The sequence below is a fragment of the Bordetella sp. 02P26C-1 genome (assembly GCF_009763255.1).
Lineage (GTDB): Bacteria > Pseudomonadota > Gammaproteobacteria > Burkholderiales > Burkholderiaceae_B > Bordetella_A.
On record NZ_WSJB01000022.1, the window covers coordinates 187,813 to 210,181 of the forward strand.

The 22,369-nt window shown below is 60.4% G+C and carries 19 protein-coding genes; 11 read left to right on the forward strand and 8 right to left on the reverse strand.

What is annotated here, in order from left to right; all coding sequences use genetic code 11:
* Window positions 1–78 precede the first annotated feature (78 nt).
* Complete coding sequence (gene rpsB, locus GOQ28_RS13550; protein WP_160351574.1) at window positions 79–828, reverse strand: 30S ribosomal protein S2; 750 nt, start codon at window positions 826–828, stop codon at window positions 79–81.
* A 372-nt stretch (window positions 829–1,200) separates the two neighbouring features.
* Here rpsB and map point away from each other — a divergent pair, with 372 nt between their 5' ends.
* On the forward strand, window positions 1,201–2,025 hold the full coding sequence (gene map / locus GOQ28_RS13555; RefSeq protein ID WP_160351573.1) for a type I methionyl aminopeptidase: 825 nt from the start codon (window positions 1,201–1,203) through the stop codon (window positions 2,023–2,025).
* A 31-nt stretch (window positions 2,026–2,056) separates the two neighbouring features.
* Window positions 2,057–4,666: a [protein-PII] uridylyltransferase gene (locus GOQ28_RS13560; protein ID WP_160356830.1), complete on the forward strand. Its 2,610-nt coding sequence runs from the start codon at window positions 2,057–2,059 to the stop codon at window positions 4,664–4,666.
* 10 nt (window positions 4,667–4,676) lie between these two features.
* Here GOQ28_RS13560 and GOQ28_RS13565 read toward each other — a convergent pair whose 3' ends face one another.
* The 3 genes from GOQ28_RS13565 to GOQ28_RS13575 form a co-directional block, all read right to left on the reverse strand.
* Window positions 4,677–6,101, reverse strand: a complete 1,425-nt coding sequence (locus GOQ28_RS13565) for a dihydrolipoyl dehydrogenase (RefSeq protein ID WP_160356831.1) — start codon at window positions 6,099–6,101, stop codon at window positions 4,677–4,679.
* Between the two features lie 146 nt (window positions 6,102–6,247).
* Window positions 6,248–6,979 (reverse strand): glutathione peroxidase, encoded by a 732-nt coding sequence (locus GOQ28_RS13570; RefSeq protein ID WP_160351570.1) that lies wholly within the window; start codon window positions 6,977–6,979, stop codon window positions 6,248–6,250.
* 187 nt (window positions 6,980–7,166) lie between these two features.
* Window positions 7,167–7,364 (reverse strand): heavy-metal-associated domain-containing protein, encoded by a 198-nt coding sequence (locus GOQ28_RS13575; protein WP_160356832.1) that lies wholly within the window; start codon window positions 7,362–7,364, stop codon window positions 7,167–7,169.
* A 174-nt stretch (window positions 7,365–7,538) separates the two neighbouring features.
* On the opposite strand from GOQ28_RS13575, the gene GOQ28_RS13580 reads away from it, so the two are divergent.
* Both GOQ28_RS13580 and cueR read left to right on the forward strand, forming a co-directional pair.
* Window positions 7,539–9,935, forward strand: a complete 2,397-nt coding sequence (locus GOQ28_RS13580) for a heavy metal translocating P-type ATPase (protein WP_160356833.1) — start codon at window positions 7,539–7,541, stop codon at window positions 9,933–9,935.
* A gap of 4 nt (window positions 9,936–9,939) precedes the next feature.
* The gene (cueR, locus tag GOQ28_RS13585) at window positions 9,940–10,350 is read left to right on the forward strand and encodes a Cu(I)-responsive transcriptional regulator (protein ID WP_160356834.1); all 411 of its coding nucleotides are present in this window, start codon (window positions 9,940–9,942) and stop codon (window positions 10,348–10,350) included.
* 10 nt (window positions 10,351–10,360) lie between these two features.
* On the opposite strand, the gene GOQ28_RS13590 is transcribed toward cueR, so the two are convergent.
* Complete coding sequence (locus GOQ28_RS13590; protein WP_160351566.1) at window positions 10,361–11,203, reverse strand: FadR/GntR family transcriptional regulator; 843 nt, start codon at window positions 11,201–11,203, stop codon at window positions 10,361–10,363.
* A 285-nt stretch (window positions 11,204–11,488) separates the two neighbouring features.
* Between GOQ28_RS13590 and GOQ28_RS13595 the strand changes: the two genes are divergently transcribed.
* The 7 genes from GOQ28_RS13595 to GOQ28_RS13625 all read left to right on the forward strand — a co-directional run bounded on the left by GOQ28_RS13595 (window position 11,489) and on the right by GOQ28_RS13625 (window position 18,996).
* Window positions 11,489–12,691 carry an ABC transporter substrate-binding protein gene (locus GOQ28_RS13595; RefSeq protein ID WP_160351565.1) on the forward strand — a complete coding sequence of 401 codons (1,203 nt, stop codon included), beginning with the start codon at window positions 11,489–11,491 and terminating at the stop codon, window positions 12,689–12,691.
* A gap of 73 nt (window positions 12,692–12,764) precedes the next feature.
* On the forward strand, window positions 12,765–13,622 hold the full coding sequence (locus GOQ28_RS13600) for a branched-chain amino acid ABC transporter permease (protein ID WP_160356835.1): 858 nt from the start codon (window positions 12,765–12,767) through the stop codon (window positions 13,620–13,622).
* On the forward strand, window positions 13,622–14,608 hold the full coding sequence (locus GOQ28_RS13605; protein WP_160356836.1) for a branched-chain amino acid ABC transporter permease: 987 nt from the start codon (window positions 13,622–13,624) through the stop codon (window positions 14,606–14,608). Before GOQ28_RS13600 ends, GOQ28_RS13605 begins: the two co-directional genes overlap by 1 nt.
* 17 nt (window positions 14,609–14,625) lie before the next feature.
* Complete coding sequence (locus tag GOQ28_RS13610) at window positions 14,626–15,420, forward strand: ABC transporter ATP-binding protein (RefSeq protein ID WP_160357018.1); 795 nt, start codon at window positions 14,626–14,628, stop codon at window positions 15,418–15,420.
* Complete coding sequence (locus GOQ28_RS13615) at window positions 15,417–16,115, forward strand: ABC transporter ATP-binding protein (RefSeq protein ID WP_160356837.1); 699 nt, start codon at window positions 15,417–15,419, stop codon at window positions 16,113–16,115. The genes GOQ28_RS13610 and GOQ28_RS13615 overlap by 4 nt, the downstream gene beginning before the upstream one ends.
* A 27-nt stretch (window positions 16,116–16,142) precedes the next feature.
* Window positions 16,143–17,429, forward strand: a complete 1,287-nt coding sequence (locus tag GOQ28_RS13620) for a Zn-dependent hydrolase (RefSeq protein ID WP_160356838.1) — start codon at window positions 16,143–16,145, stop codon at window positions 17,427–17,429.
* Between the two features lie 52 nt (window positions 17,430–17,481).
* The gene (locus GOQ28_RS13625) at window positions 17,482–18,996 is read left to right on the forward strand and encodes a M81 family metallopeptidase (protein WP_160356839.1); all 1,515 of its coding nucleotides are present in this window, start codon (window positions 17,482–17,484) and stop codon (window positions 18,994–18,996) included.
* 27 nt (window positions 18,997–19,023) lie between these two features.
* On the opposite strand, the gene rlmD is transcribed toward GOQ28_RS13625, so the two are convergent.
* The 3 genes from rlmD to GOQ28_RS13640 form a co-directional block, all read right to left on the reverse strand.
* Window positions 19,024–20,418 carry a 23S rRNA (uracil(1939)-C(5))-methyltransferase RlmD gene (gene rlmD, locus GOQ28_RS13630; protein ID WP_160356840.1) on the reverse strand — a complete coding sequence of 465 codons (1,395 nt, stop codon included), beginning with the start codon at window positions 20,416–20,418 and terminating at the stop codon, window positions 19,024–19,026.
* A 105-nt stretch (window positions 20,419–20,523) separates the two neighbouring features.
* Window positions 20,524–21,279 (reverse strand): TorF family putative porin, encoded by a 756-nt coding sequence (locus GOQ28_RS13635; RefSeq protein ID WP_160351558.1) that lies wholly within the window; start codon window positions 21,277–21,279, stop codon window positions 20,524–20,526.
* Between the two features lie 365 nt (window positions 21,280–21,644).
* Window positions 21,645–22,295 (reverse strand): hypothetical protein, encoded by a 651-nt coding sequence (locus tag GOQ28_RS13640; protein ID WP_160356841.1) that lies wholly within the window; start codon window positions 22,293–22,295, stop codon window positions 21,645–21,647.
* Window positions 22,296–22,369: the final 74 nt, after the last annotated feature.

Sequence of the window (22,369 nt, forward strand, 5' to 3'; positions counted from 1 at the left end):
CAGAGACGGGAGCCCGTCTCGAACGGGTCGGCCCGGCCGCGTCGCCATGCGGCGACAGGGCCCGGGCCGGGTCAGGCATTAGGCCTGGTTGTCCTGCACTTCGACGAACTCTTCCGAACCTTCGGTGGCTTCTTCGACCAGACCGTTCAGGTTTTGCTCGCGGCCTTCCAGCACGGCGTCGGCGATGCCCTTGGCGTACAGCGCGATGGCCTTGGCCGAGTCGTCGTTACCGGGGATCACGTAGTCCACGCCGTCGGGCGAGTGGTTGGTATCAACCACGGCAACCACCGGGATACCCAGGGTGCGGGCTTCGGCGATGGCGATTTTGTGGTAACCCACGTCGATCACGAACAGCGCGTCGGGCAGACCGTTCATGTCCTTGATGCCGCCGATCGACTTGTTCAGCTTTTCCAGTTCGCGTTGGAACAGGAGGCCTTCTTTCTTGATCATGCGCTCAGCGCCGCCTTCGGCGACGACAGCTTCCATGTCCTTCAGACGCTTGACCGAGGTCTTGACCGTCTTGAAATTGGTCAGCATGCCGCCCAACCAGCGGGCGTCAACGAAGGGCATGCCGCAACGGGCGGCTTCGGCTGCGACCAGTTCACGGGCAGCGCGCTTGGTGCCGACGAACAGGATGTTGCCGCCACGGGCAGCCAATTGCTTCACGAACTTGGTGGCTTCTTGGTACTTCGCCACGGTTTGTTCGAGGTTGATGATGTGAATCTTGTTACGGTGACCGAAGATGTACGGAGCCATCTTGGGATTCCAGTAACGGGTCTGGTGGCCAAAGTGGACGCCAGCTTCGAGCATTTCGCGCATGAGGGACATAACATTCTCCGAGGGTTGTTTCTTGCATTACGTCTGTACCGGCCCGTGCATGGCACGGCTAGCACCCTGGGTGACGTAACGCGCGATTTTTCGTGTGACCACCATGGCCACAGAAATGTCTGACCTTAGAACCGGACGATCGATCTCTTGCCGCGGGCCACCCACTACGGTAACCCCACTACAAAGAGCAAACCCAGACGATCGTACTAGCGAAAGGCCTACAATGCTTTATACATAGTAAGCCTGAGCCAAAGCCAATGTGACGCGTGTTTGTGATCCAAGCCGCCACCGACATTGCCCCGGTTTTTTAGGCAAGCCTATAATTCTACTATCTTTCCGTCTTCTTACTCAAGCCAAGAGAATCCTTCATTCATGGCCCTCGTTACCGACCCCGCCGACCTCGACAAGATGCGTGCTGCTTGTCAGGCCGCCGCGCAAATTCTTGATTTCATTACTCCTTATGTCAAACCCGGTGTGACAACCGGAGAGCTGGACCGGCTGTGTCTGGAATACATGACGGACGTTCTGCACGTAAAGTCCGCCACCATCGGCTACGCGCCGCCGGGATATCCGCCCTTCCCTGGCGCTATTTGCACGTCCGTCAATCATCAAATCTGCCACGGCATTCCCGGCGACAAGGTTCTGAAGAACGGCGATTCGCTCAATATCGACGTGACCATCATCAAGGATGGCTGGTTCGGCGACACGAGCCGCATGTATCACGTGGGTGAGCCCAGCATTCAGTCGCGCCGGTTGGCCGAAGTGACGTTCGAATGCATGTGGAAAGGCATCCAGCAAGTGCGCAATGGCGCGACCCTGGGCGATATCGGTCATGCGATTCAAAAGCACGCTGAGGCCAACGGCTATTCAGTGGTGCGCGAATACTGCGGCCACGGTGTGGGCCGTCAGTTCCACCAAGACCCGCAAGTGTTGCATTACGGCAAGCCCGGTACGGGCGTGCGTCTGCAAACGGGCATGATTTTCACCATCGAGCCGATGATCAACGCCGGCCGCCGCGAAATCCGTCAGCTGGCCGATGGCTGGACGGTGGTGACGCGCGACCATAGCCTGTCCGCGCAATGGGAGCACGCCGTGCTCGTAACCGACACGGGATACGAAGTGCTGACGCTGTCGCCCGGTGTGCGCCAGCCGCCTGAGTTCGTCGCCGAACGCCTCGTGTTGCCGGCTGCCGCCTGAACCCCCTCGCCACACTGACGCCCAACGCGCCATGAACGCCACTTTGTCATCGCTCTCGGATCTGCGCGAGGAGCTCAAGCGCGCCCGCGGGGCCGCTATCGAGCAGTTTCGCCAACATCGGCGGCCCGATATTCTCCTCAACGATTTGCGCAGGCTGGTGGATCAGGCGCTGCGGGATTTGCTCAAGCTCTATCCCCTGCCGGCGGGCGCCACACTGGCGGCAGTGGGGGGTTATGGACGCGGCGAGCTGTATCCCCATTCGGATGTCGACCTGCTGATTTTGTTGCCGGCGGCGCCCTCCGACACGGAAGCAGAGGCGATTCAGGCCCTCGTGGCGGCGCTTTGGGATCTGGGCCTGGAGCCCGGCCATAGCGTGCGCACGCTGGATGACTGCATGCGCGAGGCCGAAGCCGATATCACCGTGCAGACCGCGCTGTTGGAATCGCGCTGGCTCGCAGGCAGCCGCTCGCTAATGAAGCAGTTCGAGACGACCATGCGCGAACAGATGGACGCGCCGGCATTTTTCCTCGCCAAGCGCGTGGAAATGCAGCAGCGCCATGCTCGCTATCACGAGACGCCGTATGCACTGGAGCCGAACTGCAAAGAATCGCCGGGCGGCCTGCGCGATTTGCAGGTGATTCTGTGGATGGCGCGCGCGGCAGGGTTCGGCCGTACGTGGCGCGAGGTTGCGCAGGCCGGGTTATTGACACCCTCTGAAGCCCGCGATTTGCGTCGTGCGGAGCAGGCTTTCAAGCGGCTGCGTATTGAGCTGCATCTGCTGAGCCGACGTCGCGAGGATCGCGTGCTGTTCGATCTGCAACCGGCGCTGGCCGAGGTGTACGGCATTCAATCGACCGCCACGCGCCGCAGCAGCGAGTTGTTGATGCAGCGGTATTACTGGGCAGCCCGTCTGGTGACGCAGCTCAATGCGATTCTGGTTCCGAGCATCGAGGAACGGTTGTTCCCCGGCCCGGAGACAGAAGCCACGGAAATCGACGAAGATTTCCGCAAGGTCCGCAATCGGCTGGACATCGTGCGCGACGATGGTTTCGAACGGAAGCCGCCTTTATTGCTACGCGCGTTCTTGACCATGCAGCAACATCCCGAGCTGACCGGGATGACGCCGCGCACGTTGCGCGCGATCTGGCATTCCCGCCATCGTATTGACGCGCAATTCCGGCGCAATCCGGTCAATCGCAAGCTGTTTCTGCAAATCCTGCAGCAGCCGCGCGGCATCGTTCATGAGCTGCGCCGGATGACGATGCTGAATATTCTGCCGCGCTATTTGCCGGCATTCCGGCGCATCGTGGGCCAGATGCAGCATGACTTGTTCCATGCTTACACGGTGGATCAGCATACGCTGGCGGTGGTGCGCAATCTGCGTCGTTTCACGATGCCGGAACACGCCCAGGAATATCCGTTGGCGAGTCAGCTGGTCGCGGAGCTGGACCGGCACTGGCTACTGTATGTCGCCGCGCTGTTTCACGATATCGCCAAGGGCCGCGGCGGTGATCATTCCGAGTTGGGCGCGCGCGAAGTACGCAAGTTCGCGCTCGATCATGGCCTGGACCGGGAGGACGCGAAGCTCGTTGAATTCCTGGTTCGCAACCATCTGCTCATGTCGGCGGTAGCGCAAAAGCGCGATCTGTCCGACCCGGCCGTCATTGCCGAATTTGCCCAGAAAGTGGGCGACGAGCGTCATTTGACCGCGCTGTATTTGCTGACCGTGGCCGATATACGCGGCACCAGCCCCAAGGTCTGGAATGCATGGAAAGGCAAGCTGCTGGAGGATCTGTATCATCTGACGCTGGCCGCTCTGGGCGGGTCGTTTGTTGATACGCATACCGTACTTGCCGAGCGCAAGGCTGAAGCCGCACGGTTGACCCGTCTGGCAGGCTTGCGTGACGATGCGCGCGAAGCGTTTTGGAAGCAGCTCGATGTGGCGTACTTCCTGCGCCACGATGCTTCCGACATCGCCTGGCATACGCGTCATCTTTACTATCAAGTCACGCCCGAGGAGCCCATCGTGCGTGCGCGCCCCACTGAACGCAACGAAGGTCTGCAGATCATGGTTTATACGCGTGATGTGATTGACCTCGTGGTGGCGATCTGCGCGTATTTCGATGCCAAATCTTTGGGCATTCAGGATGCGCGGATTCATACCACGCGTCATGGCTGGGCGCTTGACAGCTTTATCGTGCTGCCGCCGGAAGGCGCGTCCGATTTGCGTGCGCAGGCAACGCTGGTGGAACACGAGCTAACGCAGCGGCTCAAGCAACTGCAAGACGGCGTGCCGCTGGACGAGATCTATGCTGTCGCGCCGATGCGCCGCCAGTCTCGCCTGTCCAAGGCTTTCCCGGTATTGCCGCAAGCCGAATTGCAACCGGACGAACGCAGCCAGTCGTGGCGTCTGTCGGTGACGGCCACCGACCGTCCGGGGCTGTTGTATGCCCTCACTCGTGTGTTTGCGCGGCATAAAGTCGGGGTCTTGATGGCCAAGATCATGACGCTGGGCGACCGGGTCGAGGACGTGTTCATTGTCACCGGTTCGACGCTGGAGCATCCGCGTACGCAGATGCAATTCGAGCGCGCCGTATTGGACGCGCTCGCGGGCGAGACCGCGCAGAAACGCGCGGCTTGATCGATTAACGTCAGGCGGCCGTGCGCAGCGCGGCCTGACTGCCGTGGCGCTCGAGTTGCGCCGCGGCGTCGCGCAAGGCGGTGCGCAGGCCCTCTTCCACCACGGGGTGATAGAAAGGCATATCGAGCATTTGCGCGATGGTCAGGTCCTGCTGCACGGCCCAGGCAAGCAGATGGCCGATATGCTCGGCGGCCGGTCCGATCATCTCGGCGCCAAGGAACCGCCCTGTACCGATCTCGGCGTAAACGTGCAGCATGCCCTTATTTTTCAGCATGACACGCGAGCGCCCTTGATCGCCAAAGTCCACCTCGCCGGTCACGTAGCCGTTTTTCGGCAAGCGTGCGTACGAAGCGCCAACCAACGCGATTTGCGGATCGGAAAACACCACGCCTAACTGCGCGCGGCGCAGGCCGGGCTCGATTTGCGGAAACAGCGCGGCATTGCGGCCTGCGATGCGGCCTTCGTCGGCGGCCTCATGCAACAACGGCACATCGGCGTTGGCGTCGCCCGCGATAAAGATCGACGACGCGCCCGACTGCATCGTATGGCGGTCGAATTCCGGCACGCCACGCGCATCACGAACCACGCTGGTGTTTTCCAAGCCCAGCTGATCGACATTCGGGCGGCGGCCTGTCGCGACCAGCGCATAGTCAAAGACTTCCGTGCGTTCGGTATTGTCGAGGGCAACATAGCGGACTTCGACCTGATCTCCGACGCGGGTCGTGGACAAGACGCGTGCGTCCGGGTCCAGATAGAACTCTTCCTGGAACGTGCGGCGCGCGCGTTGACGCACGGCGGGATCGCTCAAACCGCCCAGGCTGCCACTGACACCGAATACGCGGACCGTGACGCCCAGACGCGCCAAGGCCTGACCGAGCTCCAGTCCGATGACGCCGGGACCAAACACCGCGACGCTCTTGGGCAGATCCTCCCAGTTAAAGACATCGTCATTGACGACTAAACGGTCTCCCAACGCAAGGAACGGCGGCGGCACGGACGGACGCGAGCCGGTGGCGATCACAATGCTGGATGCCTGTATCTCGTAGGCGTCATCCACGCGCAATACGGTGTCCGAGACGAACTTGGCGTAGCCGGGGATCTTGTCCTCTGCCGGGATATTCTCCACGCCTTCCAGTACGAAACCAACGAAGCGATCACGCTCGCGACGAACGCGGTCCATGACCTCTCGGCCGTTTACGCGTATGGTGCCGTCTACATGCACGCCAAACGGCGCGGTGTGCGCGGCGCTATGCGCGGCCTCGGCAGCGGCGATCAATAATTTCGAGGGCATGCAGCCCACGCGAGCGCAGGTGGTGCCAAAGGGCCCGCCCTCGATCATCAAGGCACGTTTTCCGGCGGCGCGTGCCGCACGATAAGCCGCCAGGCCGGCGGTGCCAGCGCCGATCACGGCGACGTCGGTATGCAAAGTCTTCATGGTGTTTCCTACTAGACCGGCGCCTTCACTGCAGCAATCAGGCGCGCCGAAAAAGAAACGCCCGCGCAGCCGTCTTGACGACAAGCGCGAGCGTGAGGCTTACAGGGGGTGGCCGGAGCCTGGCTCCGGCGGTGTGGCGTTAGGCCTTAGGCGCCAACATGCGCCTTCAGGTCTTCCAGGCCGCCAATCAACTGGCCGTTGATGAAGATCTGAGGGGCCGTCGATTTACCCGTCAACGCGCCGATGACTCGGCCGCGGACCTTGTTATCCAACGGAATCTCGACCGCGTCATAGCCCTTGTCGGCCAGCAACGCCTTGGCTTCAACGCAGAAGGGACATCCCGGCTTGGAGAACACAACAACTTGGTCCGGCTTTTTGCACTTCGGTGCAAAGTAGGCGAGCATGGTGTCGGCGTCGGAGACTTCAAACGGGTCACCGTCTTTCTCAGGCTCGATAAACATCTTTTCGATCACGCCGTCTTTCACCAGCATCGAGTAGCGCCAGCTGCGCTTGCCGAAGCCCAGATTGCGCTTATCGACCAACATGCCCATGCCTTCGGTGAAGTCGCCGTTGCCATCGGGCAGCAGCGTGATGTTGGACGACTCCTGATCCTTCGCCCATTCGTTCATGACGAACGTGTCGTTGACCGACACGCAGACGATGCTGTCCACGCCTTCAGCGAAGAAAGCGGGCGCCAGTTCGTTATAGCGCGGCAGGTGCGTCGACGAGCAGGTCGGCGTGAAAGCGCCAGGCAGCGAGAAGACGACTACGGTCTTGTTCTTGAAGATGTCGTCGCTTGTCACTTGCTTCCATTCGTTGCCTTCGCGGACGGGGAAAGTGACGTTGGGGACTCGTTGGCCTTCGCGGTTTTGCAGCATTAAATTCTCTCCAGTTGGTGGGTAGGTCAGTTGCGACCATGAAGAGATATTAAACTACGGCTATCGATCGGTCTAATTTAATTATTTTACTTAATCAATAGCTAAACTCAATAGTCACGTAAGATTCGATAAGGCAGAAATTATCGCGCATGCGGGCGACTCGGCGGCCAGCATGCGATCTATCAAGTCACGCCGCGACCTCATAACCCGCATCAACAATCGCGCGACGCACCGTATCAGCATCGTTGGTGCCCTCCACGGTCACCCGGTGGCTGCTGAGCTCGGTTGTGACGGTGGCTTGGGGTGCTACGCCCTGCACGGCTTTGGTGATAGTCGCGACGCAGTGGCCGCAGGTCATATCCGGGACGGTGAATTCGATGGACATTGCATACCTCGCTGAGTTTGGGGCCGACACGGGCGGCGAAAATCGATTTGGAAACAGAAACAGCATAAACCTTCCCATATTGGTAAGGTCAAGTCCTACAATGGCACTTGACCTTACCAACGTGGGAAGGATCAAACTCGGGCAATCGAAGTGTAGTCCCCGACGGAACCCGCTATGAATCCATCAACGACTCAAACTGAGCTTGCCATCACCGGCATGAGTTGCGCCTCCTGCGTCAAGCGCGTTGAGAAGGCGCTGACTGGCGTAACCGGCGTGCAGCAGGCCAGCGTCAATCTGGCCACCGAAAAGGCGCTGGTGGCCTACGACCCCGCTGCTACGAAGCCTGCAGATCTGGTCGCCGCGGTCGCACGCATGGGCTATGAGGCCGAGCCCATCGTCGCTCACGACGACCATGAAGTGCGACATGCGCAGGCACAAGAAGCCGAAGCTGCCGCGCTGCGCCGCTCGTTCATCATCGCGCTGGTGTTGACGCTACCAGTGTTTGTGCTCGAAATGGGATCCCACCTCTTCCCGGCCATGCACCATTGGGTGCAAGCGTCGGTCGGCCAACAAAACAGCTGGTTCATCCAGTTCGTGCTGACAACGGCGGTATTGGCGTGGCCGGGGCGCATTTTCTTTACCAAAGGCTTGCTGGCTCTGTGGCGCCGCGCGCCGGAGATGAATTCACTCGTCGCGCTGGGCGCTGGCGCGGCGTGGACGTATTCGACGGTCGCGACGTTTATGCCGCATTGGCTGCCGGGGAATGCGCGCCATGTGTATTACGAGGCAGCGGCGGTCATTGTCACGTTGATCCTGCTAGGCCGGATGCTGGAGGCTCGCGCCAAGGGCCGCACCGGCGCGGCGATCCAACGCTTACTGACACTGCAATCCCGTACCGCGCGTGTGCGCCGCGATGGGCAGTTGCGCGATGTGCCGATCGAAGAGGTCCGTGTGGGCGACATGGTTGTGGTGCGCCCTGGGGAAAAGATCCCTATCGATGGCGAGATCATCGAAGGCAGTTCTTATGTCGATGAGTCCATGCTGACGGGCGAACCCGTCCCGGTTGAGAAGACTGTCGGCATGCATGCGACGGGCGGCACGATGAACACCGCTGGCAGTTTTACCCTGCGGGTGACGCAGACTGGCGCTGACACCATGCTGGCACGCATCATTGCCATGGTGCAAGCCGCGCAAGGCGCCCGCTTACCCATTCAAGCCGTGGTCGATCAAGTGACTGCGTGGTTTGTACCAGCGGTCATGGCGGCCGCCTGCGTGACGTTCGTTTTATGGATGTGGCTGGCGCCGGCACCCGCACTGCCCGTGGCATTGGTGCACGCGGTGGCCGTGCTCATTATTGCTTGCCCGTGTGCGATGGGTCTGGCGACGCCGACCTCGATCATGGTCGGCACCGGACGCGCGGCGGATCTCGGCATTCTGTTCCGGCAAGGCGATGCCTTGCAGGGACTGCGCGACGTGAATGTGGTCGCTTTCGATAAAACGGGCACTTTGACCCTGGGCAAGCCCACGCTGACCGACATGGAAGTCGCCAAAGGGTATGACCACGACGACGTGCTGACATGGTTGGCGTCGGTACAGCAACGGTCCGAGCATCCTATCGCGCATGCGATAGTCGATGCTGCGAATCAACGTGGTCTGGCACTGCCCGAGGCGCAAGACTTCACCGCGATCACCGGCGCGGGTGTACGCGCCGTCGTCAACGGTCGTCATGTCATTGCGGGAAACCGCCGCTTGCTTGATGAACAAGGTGTATTGCTTGAGGAGGACGTTTCCGCGAGGCATGTGTGCGACGCAGGCGCTTCATTGCCTACGACTGACGCGTCTGCTGGCCAACTTGGCGCAAGGTCGTCACGCAGCATGCTGTCCTCGCATGTCACCGCATGGGCCGAATCCGGTAAAACGCCGATCTATGTTGCTGTGGATGGGCAGCTGGCCGCAGTGGCGGCAGTTAGCGATCCGATTAAACCTACGGCTGCGCAGGCGATACGGGATCTGCATGCACTGGGCATCCAAACCGCGATGATCACGGGCGACAACACTCGTACCGCGCGCGGGGTCGCAAGCCAGCTTGGCATCCAGGACGTGCATGCCGAAATCCTGCCAGATGGCAAGGTCGCCGCCATCGAGGCGTTGCGTGGCGATGGACGCCGCGTCGCATTCGTTGGCGATGGCATCAACGATGCTCCGGCGTTGGCGGCCGCCGATGTGGGCATCGCCATCGGTACCGGTACGGACGTGGCCATCGAAGCCGCCTCCGTGGTGCTGATGTCGGGCGATTTGGACGCCGTAGCCAACGCCGTGGCGATCAGTCGCGCCACGCTGGCCAACATCCGGCAGAACTTGTTCTGGGCATTCGCTTATAACGTTGCGCTGATTCCGTTGGCCGCGGGTGCGCTATATCCGGCATGGGGGATTTCGCTTTCGCCCATGTTCGCTGCCGCGGCCATGGCGATGTCCAGCGTGTTCGTGGTGGGAAATGCGCTGCGCTTGCGTGGATTTGGGGGTTCAACGCGTGCCGTGCATCAAACGGCTGCGGATTTAGCGAAGGCGTGATTGCATGAATATTGGACAAGCCGCCGCGATGACCGGCATTTCGGCCAAGATGATTCGCTATTACGAGAGCATTGGCCTGTTGGAGCCGGCCGCGCGCAATGCATCGGGTTATCGCAGTTATGGCGATAAAGAACTGCATACCTTGCGATTCATCCGTCGCGCTCGCGACCTGGGATTTTCCGTCGCTCAGATGCAGGAGCTGCTTGCTCTCTGGCGTGACCGAGATCGCGCCAGTGCCGAGGTCAAGCGCATCGCGTTGCAGCACGTTGAAGGCCTGGAGCGCAAAGCCGCCGAGCTGCAGCAAATGGCCGATACGCTGCGGCATCTCGCCGATCACTGCAAGGGGAACAACCGCCCGGAATGCCCGATTATTGACGAGTTGGGCGGTAGCGTAGACACGGGCAAAGCGCCATAGACGACGCTTATTAAGCCTCAGCTTTCCTGCGCCCTGCCCTGCGCGCGTTGCGTGCGACGGTACGCCGCGAGATTTCCGAATCGAGGATCAGGCGGCCTTTGAGCTTGCCATGCATGCGCGTGACCGATCGCATGCAGTCATGCATGTGTTCACTCATCAATTCGCGCACGCGCTGCGCATCGCGAGCGCGAGCCGCTTGCAGAATCTGTTTATGGAATTGGGTGTTGGAAACGCCAAACCTGGCTTGTTCCTCTAATGGCATCTCATTGTCGAAGACGGTCAGCTGTCGGATCATTTGATTGATCATTTCACAGCTGAAGCGCAAGAATGAATTTGGACATGCGTCGGCGAAGATGTCGTGGAAGTTCATTTCCTCTTGGCGCTGCGCCAACGGGTCTTCGACATGCTCGGCCATGGGATCACAGCATTGGATGTTGTGTTCCAGCGCGGCGAAATGCGCATCGGTCAGATGGGGCACGGCGCTGGCCGCCAGCTCGGGTTCCAGCAGCTTGCGCACCTGATAAATGTCCTCGATGCGCACTTCCTTGAAGAACAGGTAGTTCTGCATCAACTGAAATGTGCGATCCAGCGGCACCTCGACCACCATGCCGCCGCCGCCCGGGCCGGTACTGACTTTCAACAACCCCTGCACTTCCAGCGACTTCAGGGCTTCACGAATGGTGCTTTTGCTCACGGCGAACATGCTTTGCAGTTCGCTTTCGCGAGGCAGCTTGTCGCCGGGCAAAAGGTTCTTGGCGGTGATCAGTCGCTTGATTTCTTCGGCCACGAGATCGCTGCGCTTCGGTTGGCTCGCGGCGGCCATCAGCGGTGTGCCCTGACTGTCAAATTCCATAACGATCCTCATCCCCTCTTATGTCTTCGTCCTCGTTCGCATCGTCATCGGTGCCGCTCGCTGACCCAGGGTTAAACCTGATATCTGCATTCTTGACACTGATTGCCGCTCTCCACGATGATGATATTAATCCTATTTATCATGATAAATAGGAGCGTAGGTGCAGCACCAGTGGAAATAGTCCTTCCACAGCGAGTCAGAGTTAGCCGTACACGGAATGCGCGCGTGACGCGCATATAACGCTAAATGCCGCTGCCCACGCGCGCCGCGGCCAAGGAGAAAATCTTGAATCGCCGTAACCTCTTGAAGATGGCCGCATTAGGTGCAGTGCCGGGTTCTTTGTGGGCTGCTCGTTCCGCGCTCGCGCAATCCTCCGGCCCCATCCAGTTCGCGTGTCCGGTGCCTATGTCGGGCGCATTCGCCGCCAACGGTAAGTTCGCCGACCTGGGGATGAAGCTCGCCTTGGAACAATACGGCAAGGTGCTCGATCGCCCCTTGGCCTATACCGTGTTGGACACTGAGGGCAAGCCCGCCACGGCGGTACGCAAGGTTCAAGAAATTGCTCAGCAGAAAGGCGCCAAGTTCTGGGCCGGCGGCATTCTGTCGTCCGAAGCCCTGGCCATGGGTAAAGAAGCCGAGAAAGCGGACGCCGTGTTCATCACCACTGCGGGCGCCGATGAAATCACCGGCAAGGACTGCAACCGCGCCACTTTCCGCTGGTCGGTGCCGACCTTTGGCGCGGTCGAGGAAACCCTGCGTCCGCTGCTGGCCGAGAAGCCCGAGGCCAAGCGCGTCTACACCATCACGCCGCAGTACGTGTTCGGCGAAGGCCTGCTCAGCGCGGCCAAGGCGATCATGAAGGAAAAAGGCATCGAGCACGTAGGCAATAGCTATCACTCGTTGACCGAGAAAGAATTCAGCGGCTATTTGACCAACGCCATGGCGGCCAAGCCCGACATCTTGCTGATTCTGAACTTTGGCTCGCAATCGTCCGACACGCTGCGTCAAGCGGCAAGCTTTGGCATGAAGCAGAATTGCACGATTCTGATCGCCTGGGCGTCGGGCCTGGAGCAATTCGAAGCCCTGGGCGCGGATCTATGCGAGGGCGTGTATTTTGGCGCGCAATATTGGCACGAAATCGATTCTCCGCTGAATAAAGAGCTGGTCGAACTGACGCAGTCCAAGCTGAAGATGACTCCCAACTACAGCTTGGCGGGATCGTATATCTGCACGCGCATCATGCTGGACGCCATTGCCAAGGCCAACAGTGCTGAGCCGCAGAAAGTCATCGCGCAGATGGAGGGCATGCGCTACGAAGGCTTGACAGGCACTGAAGAGATCCGCAAGGAAGACCATCAGGTGCTCAAGAACTACTACCTGCTAAAAGGCAAGAAGAAATCCGAGATGAAGAACAAGGACGATTACGCGACCATTGTTCATTCCGGACAATCTTTCCTGCCACCGGCCGAGACCGGCTGCAAGATGTGATGTGCGCACGCCGCGCCCTGCTGGGCGCGGCACATCCTGTCCTCGGACACTCCTCTCTCAACGCACATTCCGCATGAACGTTTATCTGCTTCAGATCATCAATGGGATCGGAGTGGGCATGCTGTACTTCCTGCTGGCAGTCGGCTTGTCCATCATTTTCGGTCTCTTGCGCTTTGTGAACTTCGCGCATGGCGCGTTCTACTTGCTGGGCGCTTACTTCTGTTTCCAGGCCATTCAATGGGGCGTCAATTTCTGGATAGCCCTGGCGATCGTACCGCTGATCGTGGGCGCATGCGCCTGGTTGGTGGAAAAGCTCGTGCTGCGGCACGTATATGCGCAGCCGCATGAATTCCATATCCTCATCACCGTGGGTCTGGCGCTTGTGCTGCAGGAAGCCGTGATCATCATTTGGGGGCCATTGGGCGATAACGTCGCCGCGCCCGCTTCGCTGCAAGGCGTCGTGATGTGGGGCAGTTTTATCTATCCTAAATATCGCTTGTTCGTGATCGGCTTTACGGCTGTGTTCGCCTTGCTGCTTTGGTATGTACTTGAGGGCACACGTCTGGGCAGCGCGGTACGCGCCGGTAGTGAATCGACCGAGATGGTGTCCTTGCTCGGCATCAATGTGTTTCGCGTGTTTAGTCTGGTGTTCGCACTGGGCGCGGCGACCGCCGCGCTGGCGGGCGTGCTCGCCGCGCCCATACGTGGCGTGGAACCTTTTATGGGGATTGAGGCGCTGGGCATTGCGTTCGTCATCGTGGTCGTGGGCGGCATGGGCAGTTTTTCAGGCGCGCTGGTGGGCGGATTGCTGATTGGCATCGTGCAAAGTGTCATGAGTACGCTTTGGCCGGAAGGCGCACGCCTGATGATTTATATCGCCATGGCCGCGGTGTTGCTGTTGCGCCCGCACGGTCTGCTAGGGAGAGGCTGATGACCCATTTGAAATCCCATATGCAGTTGGTGCTGGCCTTGCTGGTCGCGCTGATACTGCCTCTGTGCATGCAGTCCGGCTCGCTCGCCACCGAAGTGCTGATATATGCGCTGGCGGTGCTTGGCTGCAATCTGCTGCTCGGCTTTACCGGCCTGTTGTCATTCGGCCAGGGCATTTTCTTTGGCCTGGGCAGTTATACCGTCGGGATTCTGTTGACGCGGTTCGCGCTGCCTATGCCGCTGGCCTTGTTGGCCGCCGTGGGGGTGGGCGCATTGGCGGCGGCCTTTGTCGGGTGGTTCGCGATCCGGCAGCGTGGCACGTATTTCGTCATGCTGACGCTAGCCTTTGCGCAGATGTTTTATTTCCTGGCCTATAGCCTGCCTGATGTGACCGGCGGCGATAACGGATTGCTGGACGTACCTCGTCCCGCTGTGTCCGTGGCCGGCACGGAACTGCTGTCGCTAACCACGCCCTGGCAGTTTTATACCTTTGTGGCAGTCTGCTTTTTGATTGTGTTCTGGATATTGCTGCGCATCACGAATTCAGTATTCGGACGCACGTTACTGGCCATCCGCGACAACGAAGCGCGCGCGGCGGCGGTGGGCTACAACGTGCGCATGTTCAAGCTGGCGGCGTTCGCGATATCGGGTGCGGTCACCGCGCTGGCCGGTGCATTCCTGGCCATGATGACGGGCATCGCACCGCTATCGAGCATCGAGTACCACACCAGCGAGATGATCCTTGTCATGACGGTCATTGGCGGCACCGGCAATCTGTTCGCCTCCGTACTGGGCGCCGCGTTCTACGTCCTGTTTGCGGATTGGCTGTCGACGCTATGGCCGCGTTGGCTCATGCTCCTAGGCTTTCTGCTGATAGCGGTCAGCCTGTTTATGCAAAAAGGGCTCTGGGGCCTGGGCGAGCGCGTGTGGCTAGCACTAAAGCGCAGTCCGGCTACGACCCCTGCCACCGAGGAGAAACGCACATGACCACGCATGATGGCAATATGGCTCAAAGCGTCTCCGCCACCACGTCGGAACAACCGCTCTTGCAAGCTCGCGGCATCATCAAGCGATTCGGCAAGTTTGTCGCGTTGCATGGTGTGGACCTGCAAGTCTATCCCCGCACCGTTCATTCCGTGATCGGTCCAAATGGTGCGGGCAAGACCACGCTGTTTCACACCCTGACCGGCACGCTCATGGCCAGCGAGGGCAGCATCCTGTTCGACGGGCAGGAGGTAACTCAGGAAGCCGATCACCAACGCGTCCAGCGGGGTATCGCGCGCTCCTTCCAGGTCACCAGTCTGTTTACCAATCTGTCGGTCCGCGAGAACCTGCGGTTAGCGGCCCAAGGGGTGCATCGTTCGGGCGCTTTCGATTGCTGGCACGCACCAACCGGTGCTCGCTCTCATGCCGAGGTCGTGGATACCGCGATGGAACGCATGGGACTGACGCGTCTGGCAGGTGTCGCCGCCGGGGCCTTGTCACACGGTCAGCAACGGCGACTTGAGGTCGGCATGGCCCTCGCCGCCCGGCCGCGCGCCATTTTCCTGGACGAACCCACCTCCGGCATGGGTGTGGACGACCTGGACGAGATGAAGCACCTGATTCGGGGCCTGCGCGACGATCACACGGTAGTTTTGATCGAACACAACATGAACATCGTGATGGACATCTCTGACACGATCACGGTGATGCAGCAAGGCCGGGTCTTGGTCGAAGGCCGCCCGAACGATATCCGCAATGATGAGCGTGTGCGTGCGGCTTACCTGGGCAACATGATCACGGGGGGCCGGGCATGAGCTTGCAAGTCGACAATATTCACAGCTATTACGGCAAAAGCCATATTCTGCAAGGGGTATCGCTCAATGTACCGGAGGGCTCGGTGGTCACGCTGTTGGGCCGTAACGGCGCGGGTAAATCCACCACGCTCAAATCGATCGCTGGCGTGATTGCACCCAAGGCGGGCAGCATCCGCCTCCAGTCCCGCGACATAACCGGCCAGCCCGCGCATAAAATTGCTGCCATGGGCGTTTGCCTGGTGCCGGAGCATCGCGGCATTTTCAAGCTGCTCACGGTCGAGGAGAACCTAAAACTCGGCGCACGCCGTCAATCTCCATGGCAACTGGAAGATATCTACCGCATCTTTCCGCGCCTGAAAGAACGTCGGCGCAATGGCGGCGGCCAATTATCGGGCGGCGAACAACAGATGCTGGCCATCGGTCGGGCATTGATGAACCACCCCCGGGTGCTGATGCTGGACGAGCCGGTCGAGGGTTTAGCGCCCGTGATCGTCGAAGAAATCGTGGCGCAGATCAAACTGATCAAGCAGGCCGGCGTCACGATTTTGCTGGTCGAACAAAACCTGGAAGTCTGCACACAACTGGCGGATCATCACTTCATCATTGAACAAGGCGCCATTGTCTACGAAGGCACCAACGCTGCCTTTCTCGCCGATGACGCCATCAAGGATCGTTATCTGGGCGTGGGCGTATAGACCGCCGCACGCCACAAGGAAATCATCATGAAAATGGCAACTTTGGAATCCGTCAGCGCCTTGCGCGTCAATGGCGATCGTCTGTGGGAATCGCTGATGGAACTGGCGCAGATCGGCGCCACCGACAAAGGAGGCGTTTGCCGGCTGGCATTGACCGATCTGGATCGCCAGGCGCGCGACCGCGTCTCGACCTGGGCGCGTGAACTGGGATGCACCGTGCGGGTGGACGCTATCGGCAATATCTTCATGCGGCGCGCTGGATTGCGCGACGATCTGCCGCCGGTCATGACAGGCAGTCACATCGATACGCAACCCACAGGTGGGAAATTCGACGGGAATTATGGCGTGCTCTCTGGCATTGAGGTGTTGCGTACGCTGCATGACCATGGCATCGAGACGGAGGCCCCCATCGAAGTGGTCGTATGGACCAACGAAGAGGGATCGCGGTTCGTTCCGGTCATGATGGGCTCGGGCGTCTATGCCGGCGCGTTCACGCTGGACCATGCCTTAAACGCCACGGACCGTGAAGGCATATCGGTGCGGCAGGCATTGAATGACATCGGCTACAGCGGCCCGGAACCCATAGGCGGGCGCGATGTCGCTGCCTATTTCGAGGCCCACATCGAGCAAGGCCCTATTCTCGAGGCCAAAAACATCACCATCGGCGCGGTCGCGGGCGCGTTGGGTCAACGGTGGTACGACGTCGTCATCACCGGCCAGGAGGCGCATGCAGGCCCGACACCAATGGAGCTACGCCGCGATGCATTGTTGGTGGCGGCCGATGTGATCCGCGCGGTGAACCGTATTGCGCTCGATCATGCCCCTCATGGTCGGGGCACCGTGGGATGCATCGACAACTTTCCCAATTCGCGCAACGTCATCCCTGGACGAGTCAGCCTGACGGTCGACCTGCGCGCGGCCGATGACGCGACGCTAGACAGCATGGCCGCCGCATTGGAGCAGACCGTAAAGGACTTGAGCGAACCCGGCAAGATAAACATCCAGTCGAAAGAAGTTGTCTACTTCCCCCCACAACCGTTCGAGCCACGCCTGATCCAGGCGATCCGCGATGGCGCAACCACACTGGGCCTGGACCACCTGGATGTAATCAGCGGCGCGGGGCATGATGCCGTATACATGGCGCGTGTGACGCCGACGGCCATGATCTTTGTGCCCTGCAAAGATGGCATCAGTCATAACGAAATCGAAGACGCACAACCCGATCACCTGGAAGCGGGCTGCAACGTGTTGCTCCACGCCATGCTGCGCTGCTGCGGCGCGGTGCGTCGCCCAGCCGCAATCCCGGCCGATTAACTGCGCAGCGCCAGAATTGCAATCCCCGCCACACCGAACCGAGACGCCGTAAATGAAAGTCCTGATCGCCCGCATGAACCACGAGACCAACACGTTCTCGCCGGTCCCCACGCCGCTATCGTCCTTCGGTAACGATGGCCCGACCTATGGCGCCGAGGCCTACGCAGAGAACAAGGGCAAGCGCACGGCGATGTCCGCGTTCATCGATCTGGCCGAGGCTCGTGGCGCGGAAATCGTCACGCCGGTATCGGCGACGGCCTACCCCAGTGGACGGGTAGACGCGCAGGCCTATCAACAGATCTGCAGCCGCATTGTTGCGGAGGCGCCAGGCTGCGACGCCATTCTGCTAGATCTGCATGGCGCAATGGCCGTCGAAACGACTGACGATGGCGAAGGCGATTTACTCGAACGCGTACGGGCCGCCGCGCCCGACGCACCCATCGCGGTCGCGCTGGATCTGCATGCGAACGTGACGCAAAAAATGATCGATCACGCCAACGTCATCATCAGCTTTAAAACCTATCCCCATATCGACATGTACGAAACCGGCGAGCATGCAGGCCGCCTGCTGTTCGATAGCATCGACGGCAAATGCCAGCCCGTGCTTGCCTGGCGCAGCCTGCCGCTGGTGTCGCACACCCTGCGCAGCAACACCGCCGAAGGCGCCATGCGCGACGCCGTGCGGGCCGCACGCGAGGCCGAAGCGGCCGGTACTCTGGGCGTGTCCATTCTGGCGGGCTTTGGTTTGGCCGACATTCCGAACCCTTGCGTCAGTGTGGTGGTAGTGGGTGACGGCGACATGGCCGCCGCGGACCATGTGGCGGCGGAGATCGCCCGCTCGATCTGGGACAACCGCGAAGGGTTCCTCTACAACAGCGAGCCACTGTCGCAATCGCTGGCACGCGCAAAAGCCCTGGCTGAAATCGCCGACAAGCCGGTATTACTGCTGGACCATGGCGACAATTGCATGAGCGGCGGCACCTGCGACACGATGGACGTCCTGATGGCGGCCCTGGATGCAGGTTTGACAGGCATTCAGGCGGGACTGTATTGCGATCCCGAGGCCGTGCAGATCTTGGCCGATGCGGGCGTCGGCGCCACGGTGGAATTACCGGTAGGTAACAAGCGCCCTATTGCAGAGATCGGCCGCGATACGCCGCCTGTCACATTACGCGGCACCGTGCGCGCCGTGAGCAATGGCGAGTACGTGATTACTGGGCCGACCTACACGGGACAGTTGGCCTGCATGGGCCGCAGTGCAGTGCTGGATATCGGCGCCGCGCAGCTTGTGTTGACCGAACGCACCCATGAACCGTGGGACCTGGGCGTGTTTCGCAGCATGGGCCTGGAGCCCACCCAAGCCAAGTTCATCCTCGTGAAATCGCGCATGTATTGCCGACCGGTATTCGTGCCGATTTCCTCGGCACTGATCGAATGCGACAGCCCGGGCGTGACGAGCTCGGACTGGGCACTGTTCGACTTCAAGAAACGCGTAAAGCCCATGTTCCCGCTGGAGCCCCTGGACAAGGACGCCTACGATCCCGTCACAGGAAAGCTCTCAGCGTGATGTGGCCTGCGTAATCGACCGACGCTGTCAGGCCGCAGCCGCGGCGTCGGCGGCCTCTTTCGCCTTTCTCAATCGCGTCTGCTCTTGCACGGCCAATACTTCCTCGGCGGGCAGCGATTCGAACACCGCGATCGATTCTACGTGACCCGTATGCGGGAACATGTTGATCACGCCCGCGCTCTTGAGGACGTAGCCCCCTTCATGCGCCATGATCGCGGCATCGCGAGCAAGCGTAGCCGGGTTGCACGACACATACACGATACGGCGTGGCCGCTCTTCTGGCGTGAGCAACGCCAGGGCCTGTGCCACGGCTTGCGCACCCTCGCGTGGCGGGTCGATAAGCATCCGATCGAAATAACCAAGCCCGCGCAGCCATTCGACATCCACCTCAAAGAGGTTCAGCGTTGCGAAGCTGGTACGTTCCGCGAGTCCGTGACGCGAGGCGGCATCGAGCGCACGATCGGTCAGGGCCTTGCTGCCCTCCACGCCCACTGCCTCGCGGCACTGCGTGGCCAAGGGCAAGGTGAAGTTGCCCAGGCCACAGAACAAATCCGCGACACGGTCGGTGGGCTGCACCTCTAACAGCATCAAAGCACGCGCGACCATGGCGCGATTGATGGCGTGATTGACCTGTGTGAAATCCGTTGGCCGATATGGCATGCGCAAGCCGAACTGCGGCATCGTATAGGCCAGTGCGTCTTCATCGGCACGCTCGAGCGCATGCACCGTGTCCGGGCCTTTCGGTTGCAGCCACCATTGCACCTGATGCTTTGCCGCAAAGGCACGCAAGATCGCGATGTCACCATCCGTTAGCGGCTCCAGATGGCGCAGCACCAGTGCCGTCACGCCCTCGCCCAACGCCACTTCGATCTGCGGCATACGATCGGGTTTGGACATGGAACCGATCATCGCGCGCAAGGGCAACAGCAGATCGCTGACATGCTTGGGCAACACGTGGCATTCACGGATATCGGCCACGTAGCTGCTCTTGCGCTCGTGAAACCCGACGAGCACCCCGCCCTTTTTAGGCACCACGCGCACCGACAGGCGCGCGCGATAACGGTAGCCCCAAGTCGGGCCATGCAGCGGCGGCAACATGCGCTGCGGCCGCAGTTTACCCACATGCCAGAATCCGTCTTCCAGCGCACGTTGTTTGATCGCGACTTGGGCGGTGGGCTCCAGGTGCTGCATGGCACAGCCACCGCACACTCCGAAATGTGGGCAGCGCGGCGCAACGCGCAACGCCGAGGGGCGCAGAATTTCCGCCACGCGGGCGATTTCATAAGACGGTTTACGCCGCACCGTATCGGCGGTGACGCGTTCATTGGGCAAGGCGCCTTCGACGAAAACCACCTTGCCGTCGCGGCGCGCGATTCCCCGGGCCTCGAGGTCCAGGGACTCGATATTCAGTACTTCGGCCATTTCTAGTGCAATCCAGGCTGATTTGGGCAACCGGGCATTGTAAAAGAGGAAGCCAAAGCCTGTCTGGCGCGTCCCCGTTAAACGCGCCCCGCGCTTAAACCCGGATTAAAACTCGCGCGACAGCGAGGCGACGGCGCCCAGGCGTCCCGACGGGTGACCATTCTTGGTGGGCAGCCAGTTGTCCTTCGATGCCCCCACCGCGGCCAGACCCACGACCCAGCCATTCAGATCCTTGGTCACGCCGAGCTTGTAGTCCACATAATGGCCGATGTCGTTGCCGTCCATGTCCACTTGCTTTTTCAGCTTTTGATAGCCGACGTGCGCGACCAGGCCCCAGCCATTGCCCAGATCGAACTCGGCCGTGCCGTCCAGATACCAGGTACCCTTGCTATCCGGGGTGCTGAAGAAATCGCTGGGCGTGTAGGAATACTTCAACGAATAGCCGCCGTGGCTCAAGCCGATATAAAGATCGGTGTTGTTGTACGCATGGCCCTTGGGCGACTTCGAGCCCGGATAGTAGTAGTAGAGGACGCCGACATCCAGGTCCAGGCCGCTGTCACCCAACGCGCCCGTCCAGCCACCATAAAAGTCCATTTCCAGGTTGCCGTCTGGGAACACGTAATCGGACACGTTGGAGTTCCAGTTACCCAGATAGAAGCCCGAGGTGTGGCTCAGATCAAAACCCAGTTGTGCGGCGGGCCGGAAGTTCGTCTGCGAGTAGCCCCGGAAGCGGTAGTCACTGACAATCGCGGCGTTACCGCTCAGCGAGAAACCCGCTCCCAGGTCCGTAGATTCTGCATGGGAAATCGAGGCAAAACTGGCCGATAACACAAAGGGCAAGGCAAGCAGCGTGCGTTTCATGGTGCGAATCCTGTGCGCATTTAAAAGGGATGACGGCGCGATGCCGTTTTTCTAATCGCCGGGATGCGCATCGAATGCTGCATCCTGATGTATGCCTCTTAAAGCAGTATCCGTGCCAACTTTTAAGCCATGCGCGTGGGGTGTCGGTCCTTGGGACAAGGTACCTCTCAAGCACCACAGCAGTGCAGCAGCGCACCGGCGGGCGCACGAAAACAATGCGCAGTTTGTGACCACGCCCTGCCTTGGGGCATCGGGCAAGCACGCCTGCGGCGCAAAGAAAAACCACGCGGGCTCGCGCCTCGCGTGGTTGATCGAATCCGACGGCGGCGGGGCCTTGCACCCTGCCGCGCATCGCGACGTTGGCCTTAGTTAGCCGGGGTGGCGGGAGCAGTCTGCTTCGCGCTTTCCGCTTGACCGCTACGCGCGGCCTCACGTTTTGCCTGACGCTCTTGCTTCTTGGCCTTGAGCTCCTGCATCTTTTCCTGGCGAGCCTTGACCCACTCGGTTACCTGCTTCTGCTGGTCGGCATTCAGGGTATCCCAAGCAGCCAACCACTTACCACGCACCGTTTCGGATTGCTTGTGGAATTCGGCCTTTTGAGAGTCTTGCTCGGCGACCAGGGCGCGCGGGTCGAGCTTGCCGCTCTTGATCTGGTTGTCCAGCAATTGGTGGCGTTGGCCACGGCTCTCGCGCATCGATTTGAACAGATCGCCTTGGGCTTGCTTAGCTTCATCGAAGGCCGCTTGCTGCTTGGCATCGAGCTTCAGCGACTCGACTTGCTGCTTGGACAAGGGACCCACGCCCGGAACCATGACCGCATCACGCATGGCGTGACCATGATGATGCTTGCCGTGATGCCCATGGCGATGTTGGCCAGCTTGCTTGCCATCATGGTGTTTGGCCTGTGCCGTGGTCGGCTGCGGATCGGGGGCCGCTATCGCCGTGCCGGATACACCGGCGGCGGCAACGATGAAACCCAGGGCAGCCAGAGAAGAACGGATCGCGATTCGGGACATATTGGTCTCCTTAATGAGGTGAACGCGAAGCCATTGTCGGCTCAGACCCGTTACGCGCCGATTTCGAATCCGCC

Coding starts and splice junctions, on each gene's coding strand:
- rpsB (WP_160351574.1), bottom strand. CDS start 828: ATGTCCCTCATGCGCGAAATGCTCGAAGCTGGCGTCCACTTTGGCCAC.
- map (WP_160351573.1), top strand. CDS start 1,201: ATGGCCCTCGTTACCGACCCCGCCGACCTCGACAAGATGCGTGCTGCT.
- GOQ28_RS13560 (WP_160356830.1), top strand. CDS start 2,057: ATGAACGCCACTTTGTCATCGCTCTCGGATCTGCGCGAGGAGCTCAAG.
- GOQ28_RS13565 (WP_160356831.1), bottom strand. CDS start 6,101: ATGAAGACTTTGCATACCGACGTCGCCGTGATCGGCGCTGGCACCGCC.
- GOQ28_RS13570 (WP_160351570.1), bottom strand. CDS start 6,979: ATGCTGCAAAACCGCGAAGGCCAACGAGTCCCCAACGTCACTTTCCCC.
- GOQ28_RS13575 (WP_160356832.1), bottom strand. CDS start 7,364: ATGTCCATCGAATTCACCGTCCCGGATATGACCTGCGGCCACTGCGTC.
- GOQ28_RS13580 (WP_160356833.1), top strand. CDS start 7,539: ATGAATCCATCAACGACTCAAACTGAGCTTGCCATCACCGGCATGAGT.
- cueR (WP_160356834.1), top strand. CDS start 9,940: ATGAATATTGGACAAGCCGCCGCGATGACCGGCATTTCGGCCAAGATG.
- GOQ28_RS13590 (WP_160351566.1), bottom strand. CDS start 11,203: ATGGAATTTGACAGTCAGGGCACACCGCTGATGGCCGCCGCGAGCCAA.
- GOQ28_RS13600 (WP_160356835.1), top strand. CDS start 12,765: ATGAACGTTTATCTGCTTCAGATCATCAATGGGATCGGAGTGGGCATG.
- GOQ28_RS13605 (WP_160356836.1), top strand. CDS start 13,622: ATGACCCATTTGAAATCCCATATGCAGTTGGTGCTGGCCTTGCTGGTC.
- GOQ28_RS13610 (WP_160357018.1), top strand. CDS start 14,626: ATGGCTCAAAGCGTCTCCGCCACCACGTCGGAACAACCGCTCTTGCAA.
- GOQ28_RS13615 (WP_160356837.1), top strand. CDS start 15,417: ATGAGCTTGCAAGTCGACAATATTCACAGCTATTACGGCAAAAGCCAT.
- GOQ28_RS13620 (WP_160356838.1), top strand. CDS start 16,143: ATGAAAATGGCAACTTTGGAATCCGTCAGCGCCTTGCGCGTCAATGGC.
- GOQ28_RS13625 (WP_160356839.1), top strand. CDS start 17,482: ATGAAAGTCCTGATCGCCCGCATGAACCACGAGACCAACACGTTCTCG.
- rlmD (WP_160356840.1), bottom strand. CDS start 20,418: ATGGCCGAAGTACTGAATATCGAGTCCCTGGACCTCGAGGCCCGGGGA.
- GOQ28_RS13635 (WP_160351558.1), bottom strand. CDS start 21,279: ATGAAACGCACGCTGCTTGCCTTGCCCTTTGTGTTATCGGCCAGTTTT.
- GOQ28_RS13640 (WP_160356841.1), bottom strand. CDS start 22,295: ATGTCCCGAATCGCGATCCGTTCTTCTCTGGCTGCCCTGGGTTTCATC.